24 protein-coding genes are annotated in these 18,174 nt (G+C 64.3%); all 24 read left to right on the top strand.

The genetic code is table 11. From position 1 onward, the window contains the following. Positions 1-223 precede the first annotated feature (223 nt). The 24 genes from NGB94_RS04225 to NGB94_RS04110 all read left to right on the top strand — a co-directional run bounded on the left by NGB94_RS04225 (position 224) and on the right by NGB94_RS04110 (position 18,174). Positions 224-5,443 (top strand): hypothetical protein, encoded by a 5,220-nt coding sequence (locus NGB94_RS04225; RefSeq protein ID WP_325789281.1) that lies wholly within the window; start codon positions 224-226, stop codon positions 5,441-5,443. 109 nt (positions 5,444-5,552) lie between these two features. Then, a complete protein-coding gene (locus tag NGB94_RS04220; RefSeq protein ID WP_325789280.1) occupies positions 5,553-5,681 on the top strand; it encodes a hypothetical protein in 129 nt (42 codons plus the stop codon). 530 nt (positions 5,682-6,211) lie between these two features. After that, positions 6,212-6,520: a 30S ribosomal protein S10 gene (gene rpsJ, locus NGB94_RS04215; RefSeq protein ID WP_003803825.1), complete on the top strand. Its 309-nt coding sequence runs from the start codon at positions 6,212-6,214 to the stop codon at positions 6,518-6,520. Between the two features lie 16 nt (positions 6,521-6,536). Beyond that, positions 6,537-7,193 carry a 50S ribosomal protein L3 gene (rplC, locus tag NGB94_RS04210; protein ID WP_055239346.1) on the top strand — a complete coding sequence of 219 codons (657 nt, stop codon included), beginning with the start codon at positions 6,537-6,539 and terminating at the stop codon, positions 7,191-7,193. A 4-nt stretch (positions 7,194-7,197) separates the two neighbouring features. Then, complete coding sequence (gene rplD / locus NGB94_RS04205) at positions 7,198-7,812, top strand: 50S ribosomal protein L4 (RefSeq protein WP_325789279.1); 615 nt, start codon at positions 7,198-7,200, stop codon at positions 7,810-7,812. Further along, complete coding sequence (rplW, locus tag NGB94_RS04200) at positions 7,809-8,114, top strand: 50S ribosomal protein L23 (protein WP_055239348.1); 306 nt, start codon at positions 7,809-7,811, stop codon at positions 8,112-8,114. The genes rplD and rplW overlap by 4 nt, the downstream gene beginning before the upstream one ends. A 30-nt stretch (positions 8,115-8,144) precedes the next feature. Next, positions 8,145-8,984: a 50S ribosomal protein L2 gene (gene rplB / locus NGB94_RS04195; RefSeq protein ID WP_055239349.1), complete on the top strand. Its 840-nt coding sequence runs from the start codon at positions 8,145-8,147 to the stop codon at positions 8,982-8,984. 12 nt (positions 8,985-8,996) lie between these two features. Next, positions 8,997-9,278 carry a 30S ribosomal protein S19 gene (rpsS, locus tag NGB94_RS04190; RefSeq protein ID WP_055239350.1) on the top strand — a complete coding sequence of 94 codons (282 nt, stop codon included), beginning with the start codon at positions 8,997-8,999 and terminating at the stop codon, positions 9,276-9,278. Positions 9,279-9,316: 38 nt separating this feature from the next. After that, positions 9,317-9,682, top strand: a complete 366-nt coding sequence (rplV, locus tag NGB94_RS04185; RefSeq protein ID WP_055239351.1) for a 50S ribosomal protein L22 — start codon at positions 9,317-9,319, stop codon at positions 9,680-9,682. After that, the gene (gene rpsC, locus NGB94_RS04180) at positions 9,683-10,510 is read left to right on the top strand and encodes a 30S ribosomal protein S3 (RefSeq protein ID WP_055239352.1); all 828 of its coding nucleotides are present in this window, start codon (positions 9,683-9,685) and stop codon (positions 10,508-10,510) included. It abuts the gene before it with no gap. Continuing rightward, positions 10,511-10,927: a 50S ribosomal protein L16 gene (gene rplP / locus NGB94_RS04175; protein WP_055239353.1), complete on the top strand. Its 417-nt coding sequence runs from the start codon at positions 10,511-10,513 to the stop codon at positions 10,925-10,927. It abuts the gene before it with no gap. A gap of 2 nt (positions 10,928-10,929) precedes the next feature. Then, positions 10,930-11,250: a 50S ribosomal protein L29 gene (gene rpmC / locus NGB94_RS04170; protein WP_055239354.1), complete on the top strand. Its 321-nt coding sequence runs from the start codon at positions 10,930-10,932 to the stop codon at positions 11,248-11,250. Next, complete coding sequence (gene rpsQ, locus NGB94_RS04165) at positions 11,247-11,552, top strand: 30S ribosomal protein S17 (protein ID WP_325789278.1); 306 nt, start codon at positions 11,247-11,249, stop codon at positions 11,550-11,552. Before rpmC ends, rpsQ begins: the two co-directional genes overlap by 4 nt. 389 nt (positions 11,553-11,941) lie before the next feature. Further along, positions 11,942-12,310: a 50S ribosomal protein L14 gene (gene rplN, locus NGB94_RS04160; RefSeq protein ID WP_055239356.1), complete on the top strand. Its 369-nt coding sequence runs from the start codon at positions 11,942-11,944 to the stop codon at positions 12,308-12,310. A 3-nt stretch (positions 12,311-12,313) separates the two neighbouring features. Then, positions 12,314-12,673 carry a 50S ribosomal protein L24 gene (gene rplX / locus NGB94_RS04155; protein ID WP_055239357.1) on the top strand — a complete coding sequence of 120 codons (360 nt, stop codon included), beginning with the start codon at positions 12,314-12,316 and terminating at the stop codon, positions 12,671-12,673. Next, positions 12,673-13,242 (top strand): 50S ribosomal protein L5, encoded by a 570-nt coding sequence (rplE, locus tag NGB94_RS04150; protein ID WP_055239358.1) that lies wholly within the window; start codon positions 12,673-12,675, stop codon positions 13,240-13,242. Before rplX ends, rplE begins: the two co-directional genes overlap by 1 nt. Before the next feature lie 86 nt (positions 13,243-13,328). Further along, a complete protein-coding gene (gene rpsH, locus NGB94_RS04145) occupies positions 13,329-13,727 on the top strand; it encodes a 30S ribosomal protein S8 (RefSeq protein WP_091602669.1) in 399 nt (132 codons plus the stop codon). A gap of 18 nt (positions 13,728-13,745) precedes the next feature. Continuing rightward, the gene (gene rplF / locus NGB94_RS04140; protein WP_194782757.1) at positions 13,746-14,282 is read left to right on the top strand and encodes a 50S ribosomal protein L6; all 537 of its coding nucleotides are present in this window, start codon (positions 13,746-13,748) and stop codon (positions 14,280-14,282) included. 2 nt (positions 14,283-14,284) lie between these two features. Next, the gene (gene rplR, locus NGB94_RS04135; RefSeq protein ID WP_091602676.1) at positions 14,285-14,668 is read left to right on the top strand and encodes a 50S ribosomal protein L18; all 384 of its coding nucleotides are present in this window, start codon (positions 14,285-14,287) and stop codon (positions 14,666-14,668) included. A gap of 29 nt (positions 14,669-14,697) precedes the next feature. Next, on the top strand, positions 14,698-15,372 hold the full coding sequence (gene rpsE, locus NGB94_RS04130; protein WP_176697540.1) for a 30S ribosomal protein S5: 675 nt from the start codon (positions 14,698-14,700) through the stop codon (positions 15,370-15,372). Then, entirely contained in the window at positions 15,372-15,584 is a 213-nt protein-coding gene (gene rpmD, locus NGB94_RS04125; protein ID WP_152227310.1) for a 50S ribosomal protein L30, read from the top strand. The genes rpsE and rpmD overlap by 1 nt, the downstream gene beginning before the upstream one ends. A gap of 1 nt (position 15,585) precedes the next feature. Beyond that, on the top strand, positions 15,586-16,041 hold the full coding sequence (rplO, locus tag NGB94_RS04120; RefSeq protein WP_055239363.1) for a 50S ribosomal protein L15: 456 nt from the start codon (positions 15,586-15,588) through the stop codon (positions 16,039-16,041). Between the two features lie 250 nt (positions 16,042-16,291). Beyond that, positions 16,292-17,605: a preprotein translocase subunit SecY gene (secY, locus tag NGB94_RS04115; protein ID WP_325789277.1), complete on the top strand. Its 1,314-nt coding sequence runs from the start codon at positions 16,292-16,294 to the stop codon at positions 17,603-17,605. Next, positions 17,602-18,174: an adenylate kinase gene (locus NGB94_RS04110; protein WP_325789276.1), complete on the top strand. Its 573-nt coding sequence runs from the start codon at positions 17,602-17,604 to the stop codon at positions 18,172-18,174. Before secY ends, NGB94_RS04110 begins: the two co-directional genes overlap by 4 nt.

The following is an 18,174-nucleotide window of genomic DNA, read 5'->3' as shown; positions in this document are numbered from 1 at the left end:
AGTAAAGCCCTTCCGCCGGCTGTCCTTCTCTGGCGGCCACCCCGGGCCCGACGTTACCAGTTGCCCTGTGGGGCCGGAACAGGCCACGGACGCACCGGGCCCGAGGAGCCGCCATTGGCCTGAAGGGCCCGGGTTTTCCACAGCAGGGCATGCCTCCGGGCACGAACGGCGCGGGCCGCCTAGGATAGGCGGGTCTTGATGTCCAGGGGGAAAGCAGCAGGTCATGGGGGAGATCATTCTTTTTCTCGTCGTAGCAGCGGCGGGATTCGGGGTGGGGCGGCTGACGTCCCTCAGCCGGTCCGGGGCCAGCGGGGAGCCGGGCAACGCCTACGGTTACGGGCGAGCGCTGCCGCATCCTGCCCAGATCTTCCAGGAGGGTTATGAGGCCGGCCTGCGGGAAGCCGGGCTCGCTGCTCCGGCTTCCGCCCAGCCCCAGGCTGGCGGGAGCGCGCAGTCGGCTCCGCAGCAGACGGCCCAGCGTCCAGCGGTGCGACCGCAGCCGTACCTGGCGCCGCCGTCGCAGCCGCAGCCGTACCTGGCACCGCCGTCGCAGCCGCAGCCGTACCTGGCACCGCCGTCGCAGCCGTACCTGCCGCCCAGCCGGTCAGCGCAGTTCCCCCCGCTGCAGCTGCCTCCGGTGACGCAGGCCGGGCGCCAAGGGCCGGTCCCCCCGGTCCAGCTCCCGCGGCCGCAGCCCCAAACCGCGCAGCAACACGCCGCGCAGCCCCAAACCCAGCAGGCACATGCGCTGCAGCCTTCCGGCCTGCCGCCCCGCACCCCCGCAGGTCCGGGCACGCCGCGGCCCGGCAACCCCATACTGACCGAACCTGTATCCACCGCGCCCCGCGGTTTCGTGCCGCCGCTGCCGCCGACGCCGCGGACAGCGGCTGAGCTGGCCGAGCAGAAACGCCGCAGGGACCTGCGAAACATCAACATCACGCTGTACTCCGGGAGCCTGCTCCTGGTAGCCGCGGCGGCGCTCTTCATCGGAATCTCCATCCCGGAGCAGGCGCGGTTCGCAGGGGTAGCTGCGCTCGCTGCCCTGTTCTACGCATCCGGTCTGGTGATCCACGCCCGCCGGAAGAGTCTCCGTCCGGCCGCAGTCGCGTTCACCGGCACCGGCCTGGCCCTGGTTCCCGTGGTGGGACTCGCGTTCTACAACCTGATTCTTCCGGATCCGGACCTTGCCTGGCTGATCACCTCGGTGGCAGGAACCGCTGCCTTCGCCTTCGCGGCCGCGCGGCTGGAGAGCCGGGTGGTGTCCTATCTGGCACTGACTTTCCTGCTCTCCACTGCCCTCGCATCGGGTGCTTCTCTGCGCGCAGGCATCGTCTGGTATTTCATCTGCACGGTCCTGCTGGCCACGCTCCTCAGCCTTGCAGCCGTTAGGAGACCGGCCTGGCTGGGGAACATCTACCTCGACGCCTTTGTTGCGGCACACCGGTTCCTGGTGCCGGCCGCCGCGGCAGCTGCCATCCTTACGGCTCCGGATCTGGGATCGGGACCGCTGGCCGTCCTGTTCCTCGCCTTCGCTGCCTACTACGGCGTGCTGCTCTGGCAGGGGCCGGGGAACCAGGTGCTGCTGCACAGCTATGGCCTGAGGGCTGCTGCTACAACGGGCCTGGCTTTGCTCACCTACCGCCTGACGGACAGCTGGCAGGCCACGCTGCTGGCTGCGGTTGTTCTGCTTGGCGCGCAGGAGGCAGGGCTCTTCGCTGCTCCGGGCCGCTATCTGCGGACTGCAGCCCGGGCCGGTCTTCCCGGACTCGACAGGGACCGCCGCCCGGATGCCGGCGGAGCACCGAACAGCCCGGGACGGCGCTCTGCACGGATCTACCTTGCTGACGTCCTGAGTGTGCTGTCGCTGCAATTCCTGGCCGGCTTGGCTGCAGCTGTGTCATATGCCGTGTACGCACAGGAAGGGGAAGGGAATCCGTTCCTCTTTGCAGCGACGGCGGCAGCAGTCCTGCTGGCATTGTGCGCGGCTGCCTGGCGCCTTTCCGGCCGGGCGGAGTTCGCCGCTCCTGCAGGCGTTCTCATCCCCGCGTCGGCGTGCCTGCTCACACCAGCCGCCGACCGGTGGCCGGTGCTGCTGAACCTGGTCCTGATCACCGGGTACTTCGTTCTGCGTGCGGCGCGCTCGCAGGGGCTGCGGCGCGCAGGCTTTGTCCTGGCTGCCCGCGCTGCTGCCGCCGTCGTGCTTCCGCTGGCAGTCTTCCTGGCGGCCCGGGACCAGATGCCCGATACCGCCGGGACCTGGACCACGGCAGCGGCTTTCCTGGCAGCGGCGGCCAGCCAGCTCTGGTCCGTGCTGGCGGCAGCCGCCGGCCGGACGGAAATCTTCCCGCGAACGGTGCCCGCTGTGTCTGCAGCCGCGGCACTCGTTTGCGCCGCGGCGCTGCGTTTGGAAGATTCCCCATCCACTGCACCCGCGCTGGGTGCGCTGTGGATTGTCGTCCTGCTCAATGCCGCCTATTCGCTGCTGTCCCTGCGTTCCAACCGGGCGCTGGGAGCTGCCTACGCGCCGTCGGGTTTCTTCGCCGCCGCACTCCTGGGCTCCGGGCTGCTCGGAGTACGCGGATATGAGCTGCTCACTGCCGCCGCGCTGGCCTACTGCGTGCTTCAGGCACTGCGGCCGGTGGTGCCCGCACTGCGCGGCTACCACTTTGCTGCCGGACAGGTCCTGCTGACGGTCCTGGCAGGATTGCTCGCCTGGGACCTCGGACTGGGAACAGACGGCGTGTTCGTCGTGGCCGCTGCGGTCCTTGCAGCGCAGCACGCAGCGCGGATCCTTCTGGGCCGGTGGCTGGCCGTGTTTGGCCCTGTCCACGTTCTCTGCTGGGGGACACTGCTGGTACTGGCGGCTATGCCTCCGGCCTATTTCCTGGTGCGTTCCACTGACGCCGGCGCGGAGACGGGCAGCGTCCTGCTGCTGATCGCGGCTGGAAGTGCAGTGCTGGCCCAGCTTGCCGCAGCCCTGCGTCCACATACGGCTGGAGGCTTCCCCGGCGCTGCTGCTGCTTCAGCACTGGTCCTGCTGCTGGCCGCGGGTGTACGTGCCGTGGAGGCGCAGTCAGCGGAGACAGTGCTGACCCTCACGGTGCTGTGGGTGGCTCTCACCGCTAACCTGCTGACTGCTGTCCTGAACCGGCACGGCCGTCTCGCTTTCCTCGCTCCTGCCGGACTCGTGGCCGCGCTGCTGCTCGGAGCCGGGGTCCTCGGCGTTCGGGGTTACGAGCTGGTCTTCGCCGCGGCCCTTGCCTACTGCCTGGTTCTGGTCCGGGACCGTTCGGTTGGGCACCGCGGCATTTACCTTGCAAGCGCGCAGACTGCGGGCACAGTGCTGGCGGCCCTCCTGGCAGCCGACGCGGCGGGGAACTTCCTCAGCGCGTTCTACGCCGCCCTGGGCATCGGACTGGCTGCGGGCCAGGTGCTGCGCACGGTCCTCCACCGCCGGGTGGGCGTCCTGGGTGCAGCCGAACCCCTCCGGTGGGGCGGGCTGGCAGCCCTTGTCCTGGTTCCCGCTGCGGTACTGCCGTTCGGCAACCTCATCGATGCGGCCGCCCAGCTGGCAATGGTACTCAGCGCCGCAGCGGCATTTATGGTCAGCCAGCTGGATGCGGCCCGCAGGAGCAGCCGGGGAACCCCCCTTCCTTCCGCCGCCGGCTTGATTCTTGGCACGGCAGCTGCGGCAGCGCTTGCCGTGCCCGCCGTCAGGCTGATCGACGGACCGTACGCTGCCTGGGCGCTTGTCCTTCTGTGGGCGGGACTTGGTGCCAACCTGGTTTCCTCGCTGCTGCTCGGCCCGGGCCGCTGGGAGGCCCTGACAGCGGCCGGGTTCGGCGGCGCTGCCTTAACCGGTGCGGGACTGCTGGGCCTGCGGGGATACGAGCTCCTGGTCCTGGCTGCCCTGGCCTGCGCTATGTTCCTTGCCAGGCATCGGATTGCGCACCGCGGGCAGTACCTTCTGGCGGCACAGCTGCTGTTTGGGGTACTGGCGGTCCTGGCGGCGCGGGACGCCGGAGCCGACGTTCACGGACTTGTTGCTGCCGGAGGCGGGGCCGTGGCGGCAGCGCAGATCCTGCGTACACTTCTCCAGCCGCGTCCTGAATCCGCCTGGGCACCCGCAGCGCTCTGGACCACCCTGGCAATCCTGGCGGCAGCCCCTGCCGCGTACGCTGCGCTGGCTGCCGGCGGTGTCCACCGCGACGTTACGGCCCTGCTGCTTGTTCTCCTCCTGGCGGTCAGCGCGGCAGGGCTTGGCCGTGGCCGGCAGTTCGCCGCCCTGTATGCGGGGCTGTACGCCGCCGGTGCGCTGCCGCTGGTCCTCTCCAGCACCGTGAAGTTCGCGCCCGGTGGAGTCTTGCCGGAACCGATGATGCCGGCCGCAGCCGCGGGCCTGGTCCTTGCCGTGCTGGCCGCGGCGGCACTGGCAGGGTATACCCGGCTGGGCAGCGCGGGCTCGCCGGGGTCCGCGCTCCTCGCTGCCTCAGTGGTGTATTCCCTCGCTGTGCTGCCCGCTGCTGCAGCGGACGTGGACCTGATCCTTGCGGCCCTGGCACCTGGCCTGCTTGGCGCGGTCTGCCTGGCGGTATCCCACACCCGGCGCAATCCCTGGCTGGCTGCCGGCACGCCCCCGCTGCTGCTGGCTGCGGCACTGCTTGCTGCTGCCGGGTTCGAGCAGGAGTTCCTGAGCCGGCCGTTCCCTCCGGGCTATGGGCTGCTGTGGGCGGTCTGGGCCACGGCCCTGGTGGTGCAGGCGACGCGGCTGTTCACGTCCCTTGGCCAGAATGCCTCCGGGCTGAGGCTCCGCATCATGGGAGCAGCATCCTCCTTCATCCTCCTCATCGGTTCGGTGCCGGCGATGGCGGAGTACAGCGGTTCGGCTGTTGCCGGGGCGCTCACCCTGATGGCTGCCCTGGGCCTGGCGGTCAGGGAAGTTCCCCGGTCCCTTCGCGAGACCGCCGCCGAGGCGGCGTGCCTGCCCGCAGCCCTGGCCCTTGAACGGATTCTCTGGTTCGCGGCCGGAGGCGCAGACCTCTTCTGGTCGGTCCAGTACTGGTCAGTGGTGCTGGCCGGTCTCGCCGCGTGGGAATACCTGCGGCACCGGCAGGACCGGGGAACGCTCCTGCTGGCTGCCTCGGCCGTGATCCTTTCTGCGAGCGGACTGGGCACGGTTGTCTCCGGGGGGACAGGGGAGCAGCTATGGGCACTGGTAGCCCATGCCGGACTGCTTGCTTTCGGCCTGCTGGCAAGCAGGCGGCTGTTCACCGTGTGGGGAGCAGCAGGCGTTGCGCTCGCCGTCCTCTGGTACCTGCGCGGATACACCTTCCTGCTGCTGGCCCTGCTGGCGGCCGGATTGATCGCCCTGGCAGTGTGGCGCCTGTCCCGGGTGCGGACGGTACCTGAACAGCCTGCAGAAGACGCCGCAGAGGAGAGCTGAAGCCCATGCTTCAACGTGCCGGGAGGCAGAACGCACGGCACCGGGGCGCGGCAGTTTTCTGTTCCGACGGGACCTGACAGTGCCCGTCCCGCTCCGATAGGCTCGGGGGATGGAACTCCTGATCTTCTTGGTCGTTGCCGCTGCCGTCGTCGGCGGGCTGGCCTGGGGCCGCCGGCACTTCTCGCACGAGATTGACCGCGCCAGGCGCATCCGCCGGGCCAACCGGAACGAGCCCTAGCCCCGCCGCCCCGGGGGAGCGGGGAAGATGGCAGCACCCTGGCCCGGATTTCAGCACGCAAGTGCCCTGGGCTAGACTTGGAGAAAATGACGCGCCATGGATCGGGCAATTCGGGTCCACGGTGAATCCATATGCTAGAAGCCAGAGGCACCTGCTGGACGCTGATTCGCGTTCCGGAGGACAATCTGGCAGACTAGAGAAGTTGTTCAAGCGCTTTTGTGCCCGCACGCGCTGAGCAGGCCGCTAAAACGGCACTGTGTGCGTGATGAGATTGCGTCCCGGTCAGGATAATGCCTGGCGCAGGGGCGGATCCTTCAGGGGAAAAGCCCATATATAACCCGCCCCCATTCTTGAACGGGTGTTGCCAGTTTCGAATCTGCGACACGCCCGAGCGCGGGGGTCGGAGCCTCGGCAGGTTGAGGAACCCGGAGCTTCCGGATTCAGCTTGTTGGAGGAGCGCCGGGGCCGACATGGCCGCCAGGGGCAAAAACTGTACAGAGAGCAATACTCGAAGAAAGAGGCACGACGCCATGGCGGGACAAAAAATCCGCATCCGGCTGAAGTCGTATGACCACGAGGTCATCGACGTATCAGCACGGAAGATCGTTGAGACGGTCACGCGTGCAGGCGCAACGGTAGTAGGCCCCGTGCCGCTGCCCACGGAAAAGAACGTGTACTGCGTTATCCGTTCGCCGCACAAGTACAAGGACAGCCGCGAGCACTTTGAAATGCGCACGCACAAGCGTCTGATCGACATCATTGACCCCACGCCTAAGGCCGTTGACTCGCTGATGCGTCTTGACCTGCCTGCAGACGTGAACATCGAAATCAAGCTGTAGGGGGGAGCAGATACTTATGTCTTCTTCACTTACCCGCCAGGTTAAGGGCCTCCTGGGCACCAAGCTGGGCATGACCCAGGTCTGGGACGAGAACAACAAGCTCATCCCCGTCACCGTGGTCCAGGCTGATTCCAACGTCATCACCCAGCTGCGCAATGCGGAGAAGGACGGCTACACGGCCGTTCAGATCGGCTACGGCCAGATCGATCCCCGCAAGGTCACCAAGCCGCTGGCCGGCCACTTCGAGAAGGCCGGCGTTACGCCGCGCCGCCACGTTGTTGAGCTGCGCACCGCTGACGCTGACACCTACGAGCTCGGCCAGGAACTCTCCGTTGAGATGTTCGAAGCCGGCCAGAAGGTCGACGTCGTCGGTACCTCCAAGGGCAAGGGCTTCGCCGGTGTCATGAAGCGTCACGGCTTCCACGGCGTCGGTGCTTCCCACGGTGCCCACAAGAACCACCGCAAGCCCGGCTCCATCGGTGGCGCATCCACCCCCGGCCGCGTCTTCAAGGGTCTCCGGATGGCCGGCCGCATGGGCGCCGTCCGCCACACCACGATGAACCTCACCGTCCACGCCGTGGATACCGAGAAGTCGCTGCTGCTGATCAAGGGTGCCGTCCCCGGCGCCCGCGGCCAGGTCGTCCTCGTACGCACCGCCGTGAAGGGAGCTTAGTCTCATGGCTAACAAAGCAACTGTTGAATTCCCCGCAGCAATCTTCGACGTTCAGACGAACGTTCCGCTGCTGCACCAGGTAGTTGTGGCCCAGCTTGCTGCTGCCCGCCAGGGTACGCACAAGACCAAGACCCGCGCCGAAGTTTCCGGTGCAGGCCGCAAGCCGTTCAAGCAGAAGGGCACCGGCCGCGCCCGTCAGGGTTCAATCCGTGCTCCTCACATGACCGGTGGCGGCGTTGTCCACGGACCGACGCCCCGCGACTACAGCCAGCGCACCCCCAAGAAGATGATTGCCGCCGCACTGCGCGGAGCACTCTCTGACCGGGCACGCAACGGCCGCATCCACGTGCTGGAAACCCTGGTTGCCGGCGAAACGCCGTCCACCAAGGCTGCACGCGAAGCGCTGCGTTCACTTACCGACCGCAAGAACATGCTCGTTGTTATCGAGCGCGCCAACGATGTTGCTGCACTGTCCGTGCGCAACCTCAGCGATGTTCACGTGATCTACGTAGATCAGCTGAACACCTACGACGTGCTCGTTGCTGACGACGTGGTCTTCACCCAGGCCGCCTACGACGAGTTCGTCGGCAAGAACACTGTCAAGGAGGACGCCAAGTGAGCGCGACCACCGCAAAGGACCCTCGCGACGTGGTGCTTGCACCCGTCGTCTCGGAAAAGAGCTACGGCCTGATCGACGAAGGTAAGTACACCTTCCTGGTCGACCCCCGCTCGAACAAGACCGAGATCAAGCTGGCCGTGGAGAAGATTTTCTCCGTCAAGGTCGACTCGATCAACACCATCAACCGTGCCGGTAAGCGCAAGCGCACCAAATTCGGATGGGGACAGCGCAAGAGCACCAAGCGTGCGATTGTCACCCTGAAGGAAGGCACAATCGACATCTTCGGCGGTCCGCTCAGCTAGGGCGGAGACCACTTTAACGAGGAATAAATAATGGGAATCCGTAAATACAAGCCGACTACCCCGGGCCGCCGCGGCTCGAGCGTAGCCGACTTCACCGAAATCACGCGGTCGACGCCGGAAAAGTCGCTGGTACGTCCGCTGCCCAAAAAGGGCGGCCGTAACAACACCGGCAAGATCACGACCAGGCACAAGGGTGGCGGACACAAGCGCCAGTACCGCCTGATCGACTTCCGCCGGCACGACAAGGACGGCGTCAACGCTCGCGTTGCCGAGATCGAATACGATCCGAACCGCACCGCCCGCATTGCGCTGCTGCACTACGTTGATGGCACCAAGCGTTACATCATTGCGCCGAACAAGCTCAAGCAGGGCGACTTCGTAGAGGCCGGCGCCGGGGCTGACATCAAGCCCGGCAACAACCTGCCGCTGCGCAACATCCCCGTGGGTACCGTTATCCACGCCGTTGAACTGCGTCCGGGCGGCGGTGCCAAGATGGCCCGCTCCGCCGGTGCATCGGTTCAGCTGGTTGCAAAGGAAGGCCGCTTCGCCCAGCTGCGTCTGCCTTCCGGCGAAATCCGCAACGTCGACGTCCGCTGCCGCGCCACTATTGGCGAGGTCGGCAACGCCGAGCAGTCCAACATCAACTGGGGCAAGGCCGGCCGCATGCGCTGGAAGGGCGTTCGCCCGACCGTCCGCGGTGTCGCCATGAACCCGGTTGACCACCCGCATGGTGGTGGCGAAGGCAAGACCAGTGGTGGACGCCACCCGGTCAACCCGAACGGTAAGCCCGAGGGCCGTACCCGCCGCCCCAACAAAGAGAGCGACAAGCTTATTGTGCGTCGCCGTCGTTCCGGCAAGAACAAGCGATAGGAGCCTGGAAACATGCCACGCAGCCTGAAGAAAGGCCCCTTCGTCGACCAGCACCTCTTCCTTAAGGTGCAGGCCGAAAACGAGAAGGGCACCAAGAACGTCATCAAGACGTGGTCCCGCCGCTCGATGATCATCCCCGACATGCTCGGGCACACGATCGCCGTGCACGACGGACGCAAGCACATTCCGGTGTTTGTCACCGAGTCGATGGTCGGGCACAAGCTCGGCGAATTCGCTCTGACGCGTACATTCCGCGGCCATGTGAAGGACGACCGCAAGGGCAAGCGCCGCTAGGCGCTGCTCTTTCGGCAGAAGACGAGAGAAGGAAAGCAATGGAAGCCAAGGCAATTGCGCGTCATATCCGCGTAACGCCTATGAAGGCCCGGCGCGTCGTCAACCTTGTTCGTGGCAAGCAAGCGAATGAGGCATTGGCAATTCTGAAGTTTGCCCCCCAGGCAGCTTCGGAGCCGGTATTCAAGGTAGTTCAGTCGGCAATGGCCAACGCACGTGTCCTCGCGGACCGTGACGGCGTGGCCTTCGACGAAGGTGACCTCTACATCAGCGAAGCATTCGTTGACGAAGGACCCACCATGAAGCGGTTCCAGCCGCGTGCCCAGGGCCGCGCCTACCGCATCAACAAGCGGACCAGCCACGTCACCGTGGTTGTCGCAACCCCCGAGAACGAGGAGGACCGTTAAGTGGGACAGAAGGTAAACCCGCACGGGTTCCGACTCGGCATCACCACTGACCACGTTTCGCACTGGTTTGCTGACAGCAACAAGCCGGGCCAGCGTTACAAGGACTTCGTCCGCGAGGACATCAAGATCCGTCAGCTGATGTCCACCGGCATGGACCGCGCCGGCATCGCCAAGGTTGAGATCGAGCGCACCCGCGACCGTGTCCGTGTGGATATCCACACCGCACGTCCGGGCATCGTGATCGGCCGCCGCGGCGCCGAAGCAGACCGCATCCGCGGCGAGCTCGAAAAGCTCACCGGCAAGCAGGTCCAGCTGAACATCCTCGAGGTCAAGAACCCCGAGATGGAAGCACAGCTGGTTGCCCAGGGTGTTGCAGAGCAGCTCTCTTCCCGCGTGGCTTTCCGCCGTGCGATGAAGAAGGCAATCCAGTCCGCACAGCGTGCAGGCGCAAAGGGTATTCGTATCCAGTGCTCCGGCCGCCTGGGCGGCGCTGAAATGAGCCGTTCGGAGTTCTACCGCGAAGGCCGTGTGCCCCTGCACACCCTGCGCGCGAACATCGACTACGGCTTCTTCGAAGCCAAGACCACCTTCGGCCGCATCGGCGTGAAGGTTTGGATCTACAAGGGCGACGTCACTTCCAAGGAACTGGCTGCACAGCAGGCTGCTGCACCGTCCCGCGGACGTTCCAACGACCGTCCGGGCCGCGGCCCGGCCGACCGTGGGGACCGTCGTCGTCGTAACGACCGCGGCGACAAGGCCGCCGCGCCTGCTGCAGAGGCTCCGGCCGCTGAGGCAGCTGCCCCCGCAGCAGAAGGAGGACAGGCTTAAATGCTTATCCCACGTCGAGTCAAGTACCGCAAGCAGCACCACCCGGGTCGTTCCGGCGCTGCAACCGGTGGCACCGCTGTCAGCTTCGGTGAATGGGGTATCCAGGCTCTCACGCCTGCATACGTAACCAACCGCCAGATTGAAGCTGCACGTATTGCCATGACGCGCCACATCAAGCGCGGCGGCAAGGTCTGGATCAACATCTACCCGGACCGTCCGCTGACGAAGAAGCCGGCCGAAACCCGCATGGGTTCCGGTAAGGGTTCGCCGGAGTGGTGGGTTGCAAACGTCAAGCCGGGGCGGGTTCTGTTCGAACTCTCCGGTGTTTCCGAAGAGGTAGCTCGCGAGGCACTGCGCCTGGCGATCCATAAGCTGCCGTTGAAGGCACGCATTGTGCGTCGCGAGGGTGGTGAATAGCAATGGCTATCGGTTCAAAGGAACTTGCAACTGATCAGCTGGACGGGTTCGACAACGAGCGTCTCGTTGAAGAACTGCGTAAGGCTAAGGAGGAGCTGTTCAACCTCCGCTTCCAGTCCGCCACCGGGCAGCTGGAGAACAACGGACGGCTCCGTGCCGTAAAGCGCGACATCGCCCGCATCTACACGGTGCTCCGTGAGCGTGAACTGGGAATTCGTCCCGAGGCAGTTGCTCCCGTCGAGGAAGCAGCTCCCGAGAAGAAGAAGTCCAAGAAGAAGGCTGCGGAGTCCGAAGCTGCGGTTGCCGAGGATGATGCCAAATGAGCGAAAACAAGAATGAGGCAGCAGTGACAACTGACGCAAACGGAGCCGATGCCCGCGGGTACCGGAAGACCGCTCGCGGCTACGTGGTCTCCGACAAGATGGACAAGACCATCGTCGTCGAGGTCGAAGACCGCGTGAAGCACGCACTGTACGGCAAGGTTCTTCGCCGCACCGAGAAGCGCAAGGCCCATGACGAGCAGAACTCTGCCGGCATCGGTGACCTGGTGCTGATCGCCGAGACCCGGCCGCTGTCCGCTACCAAGCGGTGGCGCCTGGTCGAGATCATCGAAAAGGCCAAGTAGCCAAACGCCGTAAGGCAACAGCTGCAAAGCACATAAAAGGCCGGAGCGTGTGCCGGGGGAGAGGCTGCAAAGCAGCTCCTTCGGCACACAGGCGCCGTCCACAGCGTCAGGGCCCCGGCGGCGGAATCACTGGATTTCGTTTCCGGGGCCCTTTCGCGGTAAACTTGAAATCTTGTCTGTGTGGTGCGGAAGCATGTCCTCTTTCGGACGACCTTCCTCACCGCCGAATAAGACAAAAGCCCGATAATCTTGTTCAGCATGGTGCTGCGGCTTGCGCTGCAGAGCGGCCCGTAGGGGTCGGTGCTGAGTACCAGTATTACGGGGTCCACCCATATCCGTTCCGCAAGGCTCAGGAAAACTGAGAACCAGCGCGACGACAGGAGTAATAAGTGATTCAGCAGGAGTCGCGACTGAAGGTCGCCGACAACACGGGTGCCAAGGAAATCTTGACCATCCGCGTTCTCGGTGGATCCGGCCGTCGCTACGCAGGCATTGGCGACACCATTGTTGCCACCGTCAAGGATGCAATTCCCGGCGGCAACGTCAAGAAGGGCGATGTGGTCAAGGCCGTCATCGTCCGTACCAAGAAGGAACGCCGCCGCCAGGACGGTTCCTACATCAAGTTCGATGAGAACGCTGCAGTGATCTTGAAGAATGACGGCGACCCCCGCGGTACCCGTATCTTCGGCCCGGTCGGCCGCGAACTTCGCGACAAGAAGTTCATGAAGATCATTTCGCTGGCTCCGGAGGTGCTGTAGATCATGGCAAAGATCAAGAAGGGTGACCTGGTTCAGGTCATCACCGGTGCCAAGGCTGAGCGCGGCGGAGACCGCGGCAAGCAGGGCAAGGTTCTGAAGGTTTTCCCGGAGACCAACCGCGTGCTCGTTGAGGGCATCAACCGCGTAACCAAGCACACCAAGGTTGGCCAGTCCTCCCGTGGTTCCAAGACCGGCGGCATCGAGGTTGTTGAGGCCCCGATCCACGTTTCCAACGTGGCCGTCGTGGATCCCGAGACGAAGAAGCCCACCCGTGTTGGCTACCGCACCGAAATCGTCGAAAAAGACGGCCGGACCCGCACCGTGCGCATCCGCGTCGCCAAGGGCTCTGGGAAGGACCTCTAATGACTGAGACTGTCACCAAGATCGTTCCCCGTCTGAAGACCCGCTACGCAGCGGAAATCAAGCAGACTCTGCAGGACGAATTCAACTACGCAAACGTCAACCAGGTTCCGCGCCTCGTCAAGGTCGTTGTGAACATGGGTGTTGGAGATGCCGCCAAGGACTCCAAGCTCATCGACGGTGCTGTTCGCGACCTGACGGCCATCACCGGCCAGAAGCCGCAGATCACCAAGGCACGCAAGTCGATCGCACAGTTCAAGCTGCGCGAAGGCATGCCGATCGGTGCGCACGCTACGCTGCGCGGCGACCGCATGTGGGAATTCGTGGACCGCCTGGTCACCCTGGCGCTCCCGCGTATCCGCGACTTCCGCGGCCTGAGCGGCAAGCAGTTCGACGGCAACGGCAACTACACGTTCGGTCTGACCGAGCAGTCGATGTTCCACGAAATCGATCAGGACAAGATCGACCGCGTACGCGGCATGGACATCACCGTGGTTACCACCGCAAAGACCGATGACGAGGGACGCGCGCTGCTGAAGGCGCTCGGCTTCCCGTTCAAATCCGAAGATTAATTACTACGTAAAAGGTCTGTTGCACAACGCGGGGCACGCTTCGCGCCGAGCAGCAGAAACCGTTACGAGGGAGGGCTAGAGCCCACATGACAATGACAGATCCTGTCGCAGACATGCTTACGCGTCTGCGCAACGCAAACTCGGCATACCACGATTCCGTGTCCATGCCGTACAGCAAGCTGAAGGCACGCGTTGCCGACATCCTGAAGGCCGAAGGCTACATCTCGGGCTGGAAGGAAGAAGAGGCACAGGTTGGCAAGACGCTGACCCTGGACCTCAAGTTCGGTCCGAACCGCGAGCGTTCGATCGCCGGCGTACGCCGCATCTCCAAGCCGGGCCTGCGTGTATACGCAAAGTCCACCAACCTGCCGCGTGTTCTGGGTGGGCTGGGTATCGCCATCCTGTCGACGTCGTCAGGTCTGCTGACCGACCGCCAGGCCGCCAAGAAGGGTGTGGGTGGGGAAGTCCTCGCCTACGTCTGGTAGCAGGGAAGGGAAAGAATAATGTCACGTATTGGACGTCTGCCCATCTCTGTCCCCGCCGGTGTCGAGATTGCCATTGATGGCAACACCGTCACGGTCAAGGGTTCCAAGGGCGAGCTGAGCCACGTTGTGCCCAGCCCGATCTCGGTTTCCATGGACGAGAACACCATCACCGTCGCCCGCCCCAATGACGAGCGCGAATCCCGTTCCCTCCACGGCCTGACCCGCACCCTGATCTCCAACATGATCACCGGTGTGACCGAAGGCTACAAGAAGGACCTGGAAATCGTTGGCACCGGTTACCGCGTGCAGGCCAAGGGCTCGGACCTCGAGTTCGCCCTGGGCTACAGCCACCCGGTTTCCGTGAAGGCTCCGGAGGGCATCACGCTCACCGTTACGGGCCCCACGAAGCTCACCGTTTCCGGCATTGACAAGCAGCAGGTCGGCGAGGTTTCCGCCAACATCCGCAAGCTGCGCAAGCCTGACCCCTACAAGGGCAAGGGCATTCGTTACGCCGGCGAGATTGTCCGCCGCAAGGTCGGAAAGGCTGGTAAGTAATCATGGCCATCAGCATCAATAAGAAGCGCAATTCCAAGAGCAAGTCCGCTTCCCGGAGCCGCCGCCAGCTGCGGATCCGCAAGCGCATTGCCGGCACCGCGGCCCGTCCGCGCCTGGTCGTCAACCGCTCTGCCCGCCACGTATTCGTCCAGGTTGTCGATGACAGCCGCGGCGTAACCGTTGCATCCGCGTCCACCATGGAAGCAGACCTGCGTTCCATGGAGGGCGACAAGACTGCCAAGTCGAAGCGCGTCGGCGAGCTCGTTGCCGAACGTGCCAAGGCTGCAGGCGTCGAAGCCGTGGTGTTTGACCGCGGCGGAAACCGCTACCACGGCCGCATCGCGGCTGTCGCAGACGGCGCACGCGAAGGTGGGCTGGCACTGTGACCGAGGCAAACAAGGAAAAGGAAAATCAGGTGACTGAAGCTACATCTGCTGAGGCAACTGAGACCAAGGAAACCGCTGCCGCAGGCAACGACGACCGCCGCGGCGGCCGCCGGGGCGAGCAGCGCTCTGACCGTGGAGGCCGTGACCGCGGCGGACGCGGCGGACGCGACGGCGGACGCAATGATGACAAGGACAAGTTCATTGAACGCGTCGTGACCATCAACCGCGTCGCCAAGGTGGTCAAGGGTGGTCGTCGCTTCAGCTTCACCGCCCTGGTTGTTGTCGGTGACGGCAACGGCATGGTCGGCGTTGGCTACGGCAAGGCAAAGGAAGTTCCCTCGGCTATCGCCAAGGCAGTCGAGGAAGCGAAGAAGTCCTTCTTCCGCGTTCCCCGCATTGCCGGCACCGTCCCGCACCTGGTGCAGGGCGAAGCAGCCGCAGGCGTCGTCCTGCTCCGTCCGGCTTCCCCGGGTACCGGTGTTATCGCCGGCGGTCCGGTCCGAGCCATCCTCGAGTGCGCCGGCATCCACGACGTGCTTTCCAAGTCGCTGGGTTCCTCCAACGCGATCAACATCGTGCACGCCACGGTTGACGCGCTGAAGCGCCTCGAAGAGCCCCAGGCTGTGGCTGCCCGCCGTGGCCTGCCGCTGGACGAAGTTGCTCCCGCAGCGATGATCCGCAACATGCAGAAGGCTGGTGCATGATGACTACTCCGAAGCGCGTTGCCGTCAGCTCGGCACAGCTGGAAATCACCCAGATTAAGTCCACCATCGGTGGTAAGCAGAATCAGCGCGACACGCTGCGTTCACTCGGCCTGAAGCACATCGGCGACACCGTCGTCCGCAGTGCTGATGCCGTGACCGTTGGCATGATCAACACGGTTCCGCACCTCGTGAAGGTTGAGGAGGCGAAGTAACATGGCCGAAGATAACAAGGCTCTGAAGGTCCACCACCTGCGTCCTGCCCCGGGTGCCAAGACGGCTAAGACCCGTGTTGGCCGCGGTGAAGGCTCCAAGGGTAAGACCGCTGGCCGCGGTACCAAGGGTACTGCCGCCCGCTACCAGGTCAAGGCCGGTTTCGCAGGCGGGCAGCTGCCGCTGCACATGCGCCTGCCGAAGCTGCGCGGCTTCAAGAACCCGTTCAAGGTCGAGTTCCAGGTTGTAAACCTGGACAAGATCTCCGAACTGTTCCCCGAAGGAGGCGAGGTCACCGTTGAGGCCCTCGTTGCCAAGGGTGCCGTGCGCAAGAACCAGCCCGTCAAGGTGCTGGGCACCGGCGACATCACCGTCAAGGTTGATGTCAAGGCGGATGCATTCTCTGCAAGCGCCGCTGAAAAGATCGCTGCAGCAGGCGGATCGACCACGGCGCTCTAAGCACCGTGTTCTTCCGCGCACAGCCAAGCTGCCGGCCCCGGGTTTCCCGGGTGCCGGCAGCCGGTTGTGCGCTGCGCCAGCATGACACTAAGCTCCCGGAAGGCCTTTAATCGGCCGGCCGGGGGCTTGGTGCCTTTAACGCTCCCGCCGCTGTTATGTTCAATAACGCAACAGCGGCCCTGAGCGGATAGACTCAGGTTTTGTTCAAGTCCCGCCGGGACTCATTTCCACACTTTCTTCAGGAGGACGCTTGCTTAGCGCTATTGGCCGGGCTTTCCGGACGCCAGACCTGCGACGCAAGCTGTTGTTTACGCTGGGAATCATCACTATCTTCCGCATGGGTGCTTTTATCCCGGCCCCGGGTGTTGACTACGGCAATGTGCAGCAGTGCTTGGCTCTTGGCGCCACCTCGGGTGGTCTCTACGAGTTCGTAAACCTCTTCAGCGGCGGCGCCCTGCTGCAGGTCTCAGTCTTCGCCCTCGGCATCATGCCGTACATCACCGCCAGCATCATCGTGCAGCTGCTGCGCGTGGTCATCCCGCACTTCCAGGCTCTCTACGAGGAAGGGCAGCAGGGCCAGTCCACGCTTACGCAGTACACCCGCTACCTGACGATCGCCCTGGGCCTGCTGAACGCAACCACCGTGGTCTCGCTGGCCCGGTCCGGTGCGCTGTTCAACAACCAGTGCGCAGTGCCGATCATCCCGGACGACAACATCATCACCATCCTGCTGCTGATCATCACCCTGACGGCCGGTACCGGCCTGATCATGTGGATGGGTGAACTGGTGACGGAGAAGGGCGTCGGCAACGGCATGTCCCTCCTCATCTTCACCTCAATTGTGGCCAGCTTCCCCAGCGCCCTGGGAGCCATCCTGACCGCTCAGGGCTGGACCATCTTCCTCGGCGTGATTGCCATCGGCATTGTCACCGTCGCGCTCGTGATCTTCGTGGAACAGTCCCAGCGGCGTGTTCCGGTCCAGTACGCCAAGCGCATGGTTGGCCGGCGCACGGTCGGCGGGACGAACACCTACATCCCCATCAAGGTCAACATGGCCGGCGTGATCCCCGTGATCTTCGCGTCCTCCATGCTCTACCTGCCGTCCCTGCTGGCCCAGTTCAACACCCCCTCTGACGGTTCGGCTCCGCCGGAATGGGTTGTCTGGATCAACAACTACCTGACTTCAGGGGACCACCCGCTGTACATGGCCGTGTACTTCCTGATGATCGTGTTCTTCACGTACTTCTACGTGTCGATCACGTTCAACCCCGAAGAAGTCTCGGAAAACATGAAGAAGTACGGCGGCTTCATTCCCGGCATCCGTGCCGGCCGCCCCACCGCCGAATACCTGCAGTACGTGCTCTCCCGCATTACCCTGCCCGGCGCCATGTATTTGGGCATTGTCGCCCTTATTCCGCTGATTGCCCTGGTGCTGGTCGGGGCAAACCAGAACTTCCCGTTCGGCGGAACCTCGATCCTCATCATGGTTGGTGTGGGACTCGAGACGGTCAAACAAATTGACGCGCAGCTCCAGCAGCGTCACTACGAAGGGTTATTGCGATGACACGTCTGCTCATTATTGGGCCTCCCGGTGCCGGCAAGGGAACACAAGCTTCCCGTATTTCGGAACGCCTTGGTGTCAGCGCGATCTCTACCGGGGACATCTTCCGCTCCAACGTGAAGAACCTGACCCCGCTTGGCATCGAAGCCAAGAAGTACATCGACGCCGGCAACTTCGTTCCGGACGAAGTCACCAACAACATGGTGCGTTCCCGCCTGCAGGAAGAAGACGTCCAGGACGGCTTCCTCCTTGACGGCTACCCGCGCACCACCGCGCAGGTCGAGGAACTCGACGACATTCTCGCATCACGCGGCGAAAGCCTCGACGCGGTGCTCCTGCTGACCGCCGACGACGAAGAGCTGGTCCAGCGCCTGCTCCGCCGCGCGGAAATCGAAGGCCGCGCAGATGACAACGAAGAAGTCATCCGCCACCGCCTCGAGCTGTACAAGCAGCAGACCGCCGACGTCGTTGACAGCTATGAGAAGCGCGGAATCGTTGCCCGCGTCGACGGTCTTGGCGACATCGACGAGGTCACCGAGCGCGTCATGCAGGCACTTAAGCAGACCAGCTAG

The sequence above is a fragment of the Arthrobacter koreensis genome (assembly GCF_035792275.1).
Lineage (GTDB): Bacteria > Actinomycetota > Actinomycetes > Actinomycetales > Micrococcaceae > Arthrobacter_B > Arthrobacter_B koreensis_A.
The sequence above is the reverse complement of the archived record's forward strand: the minus strand, read 5'-3'. Positions and strand labels throughout refer to the sequence as shown.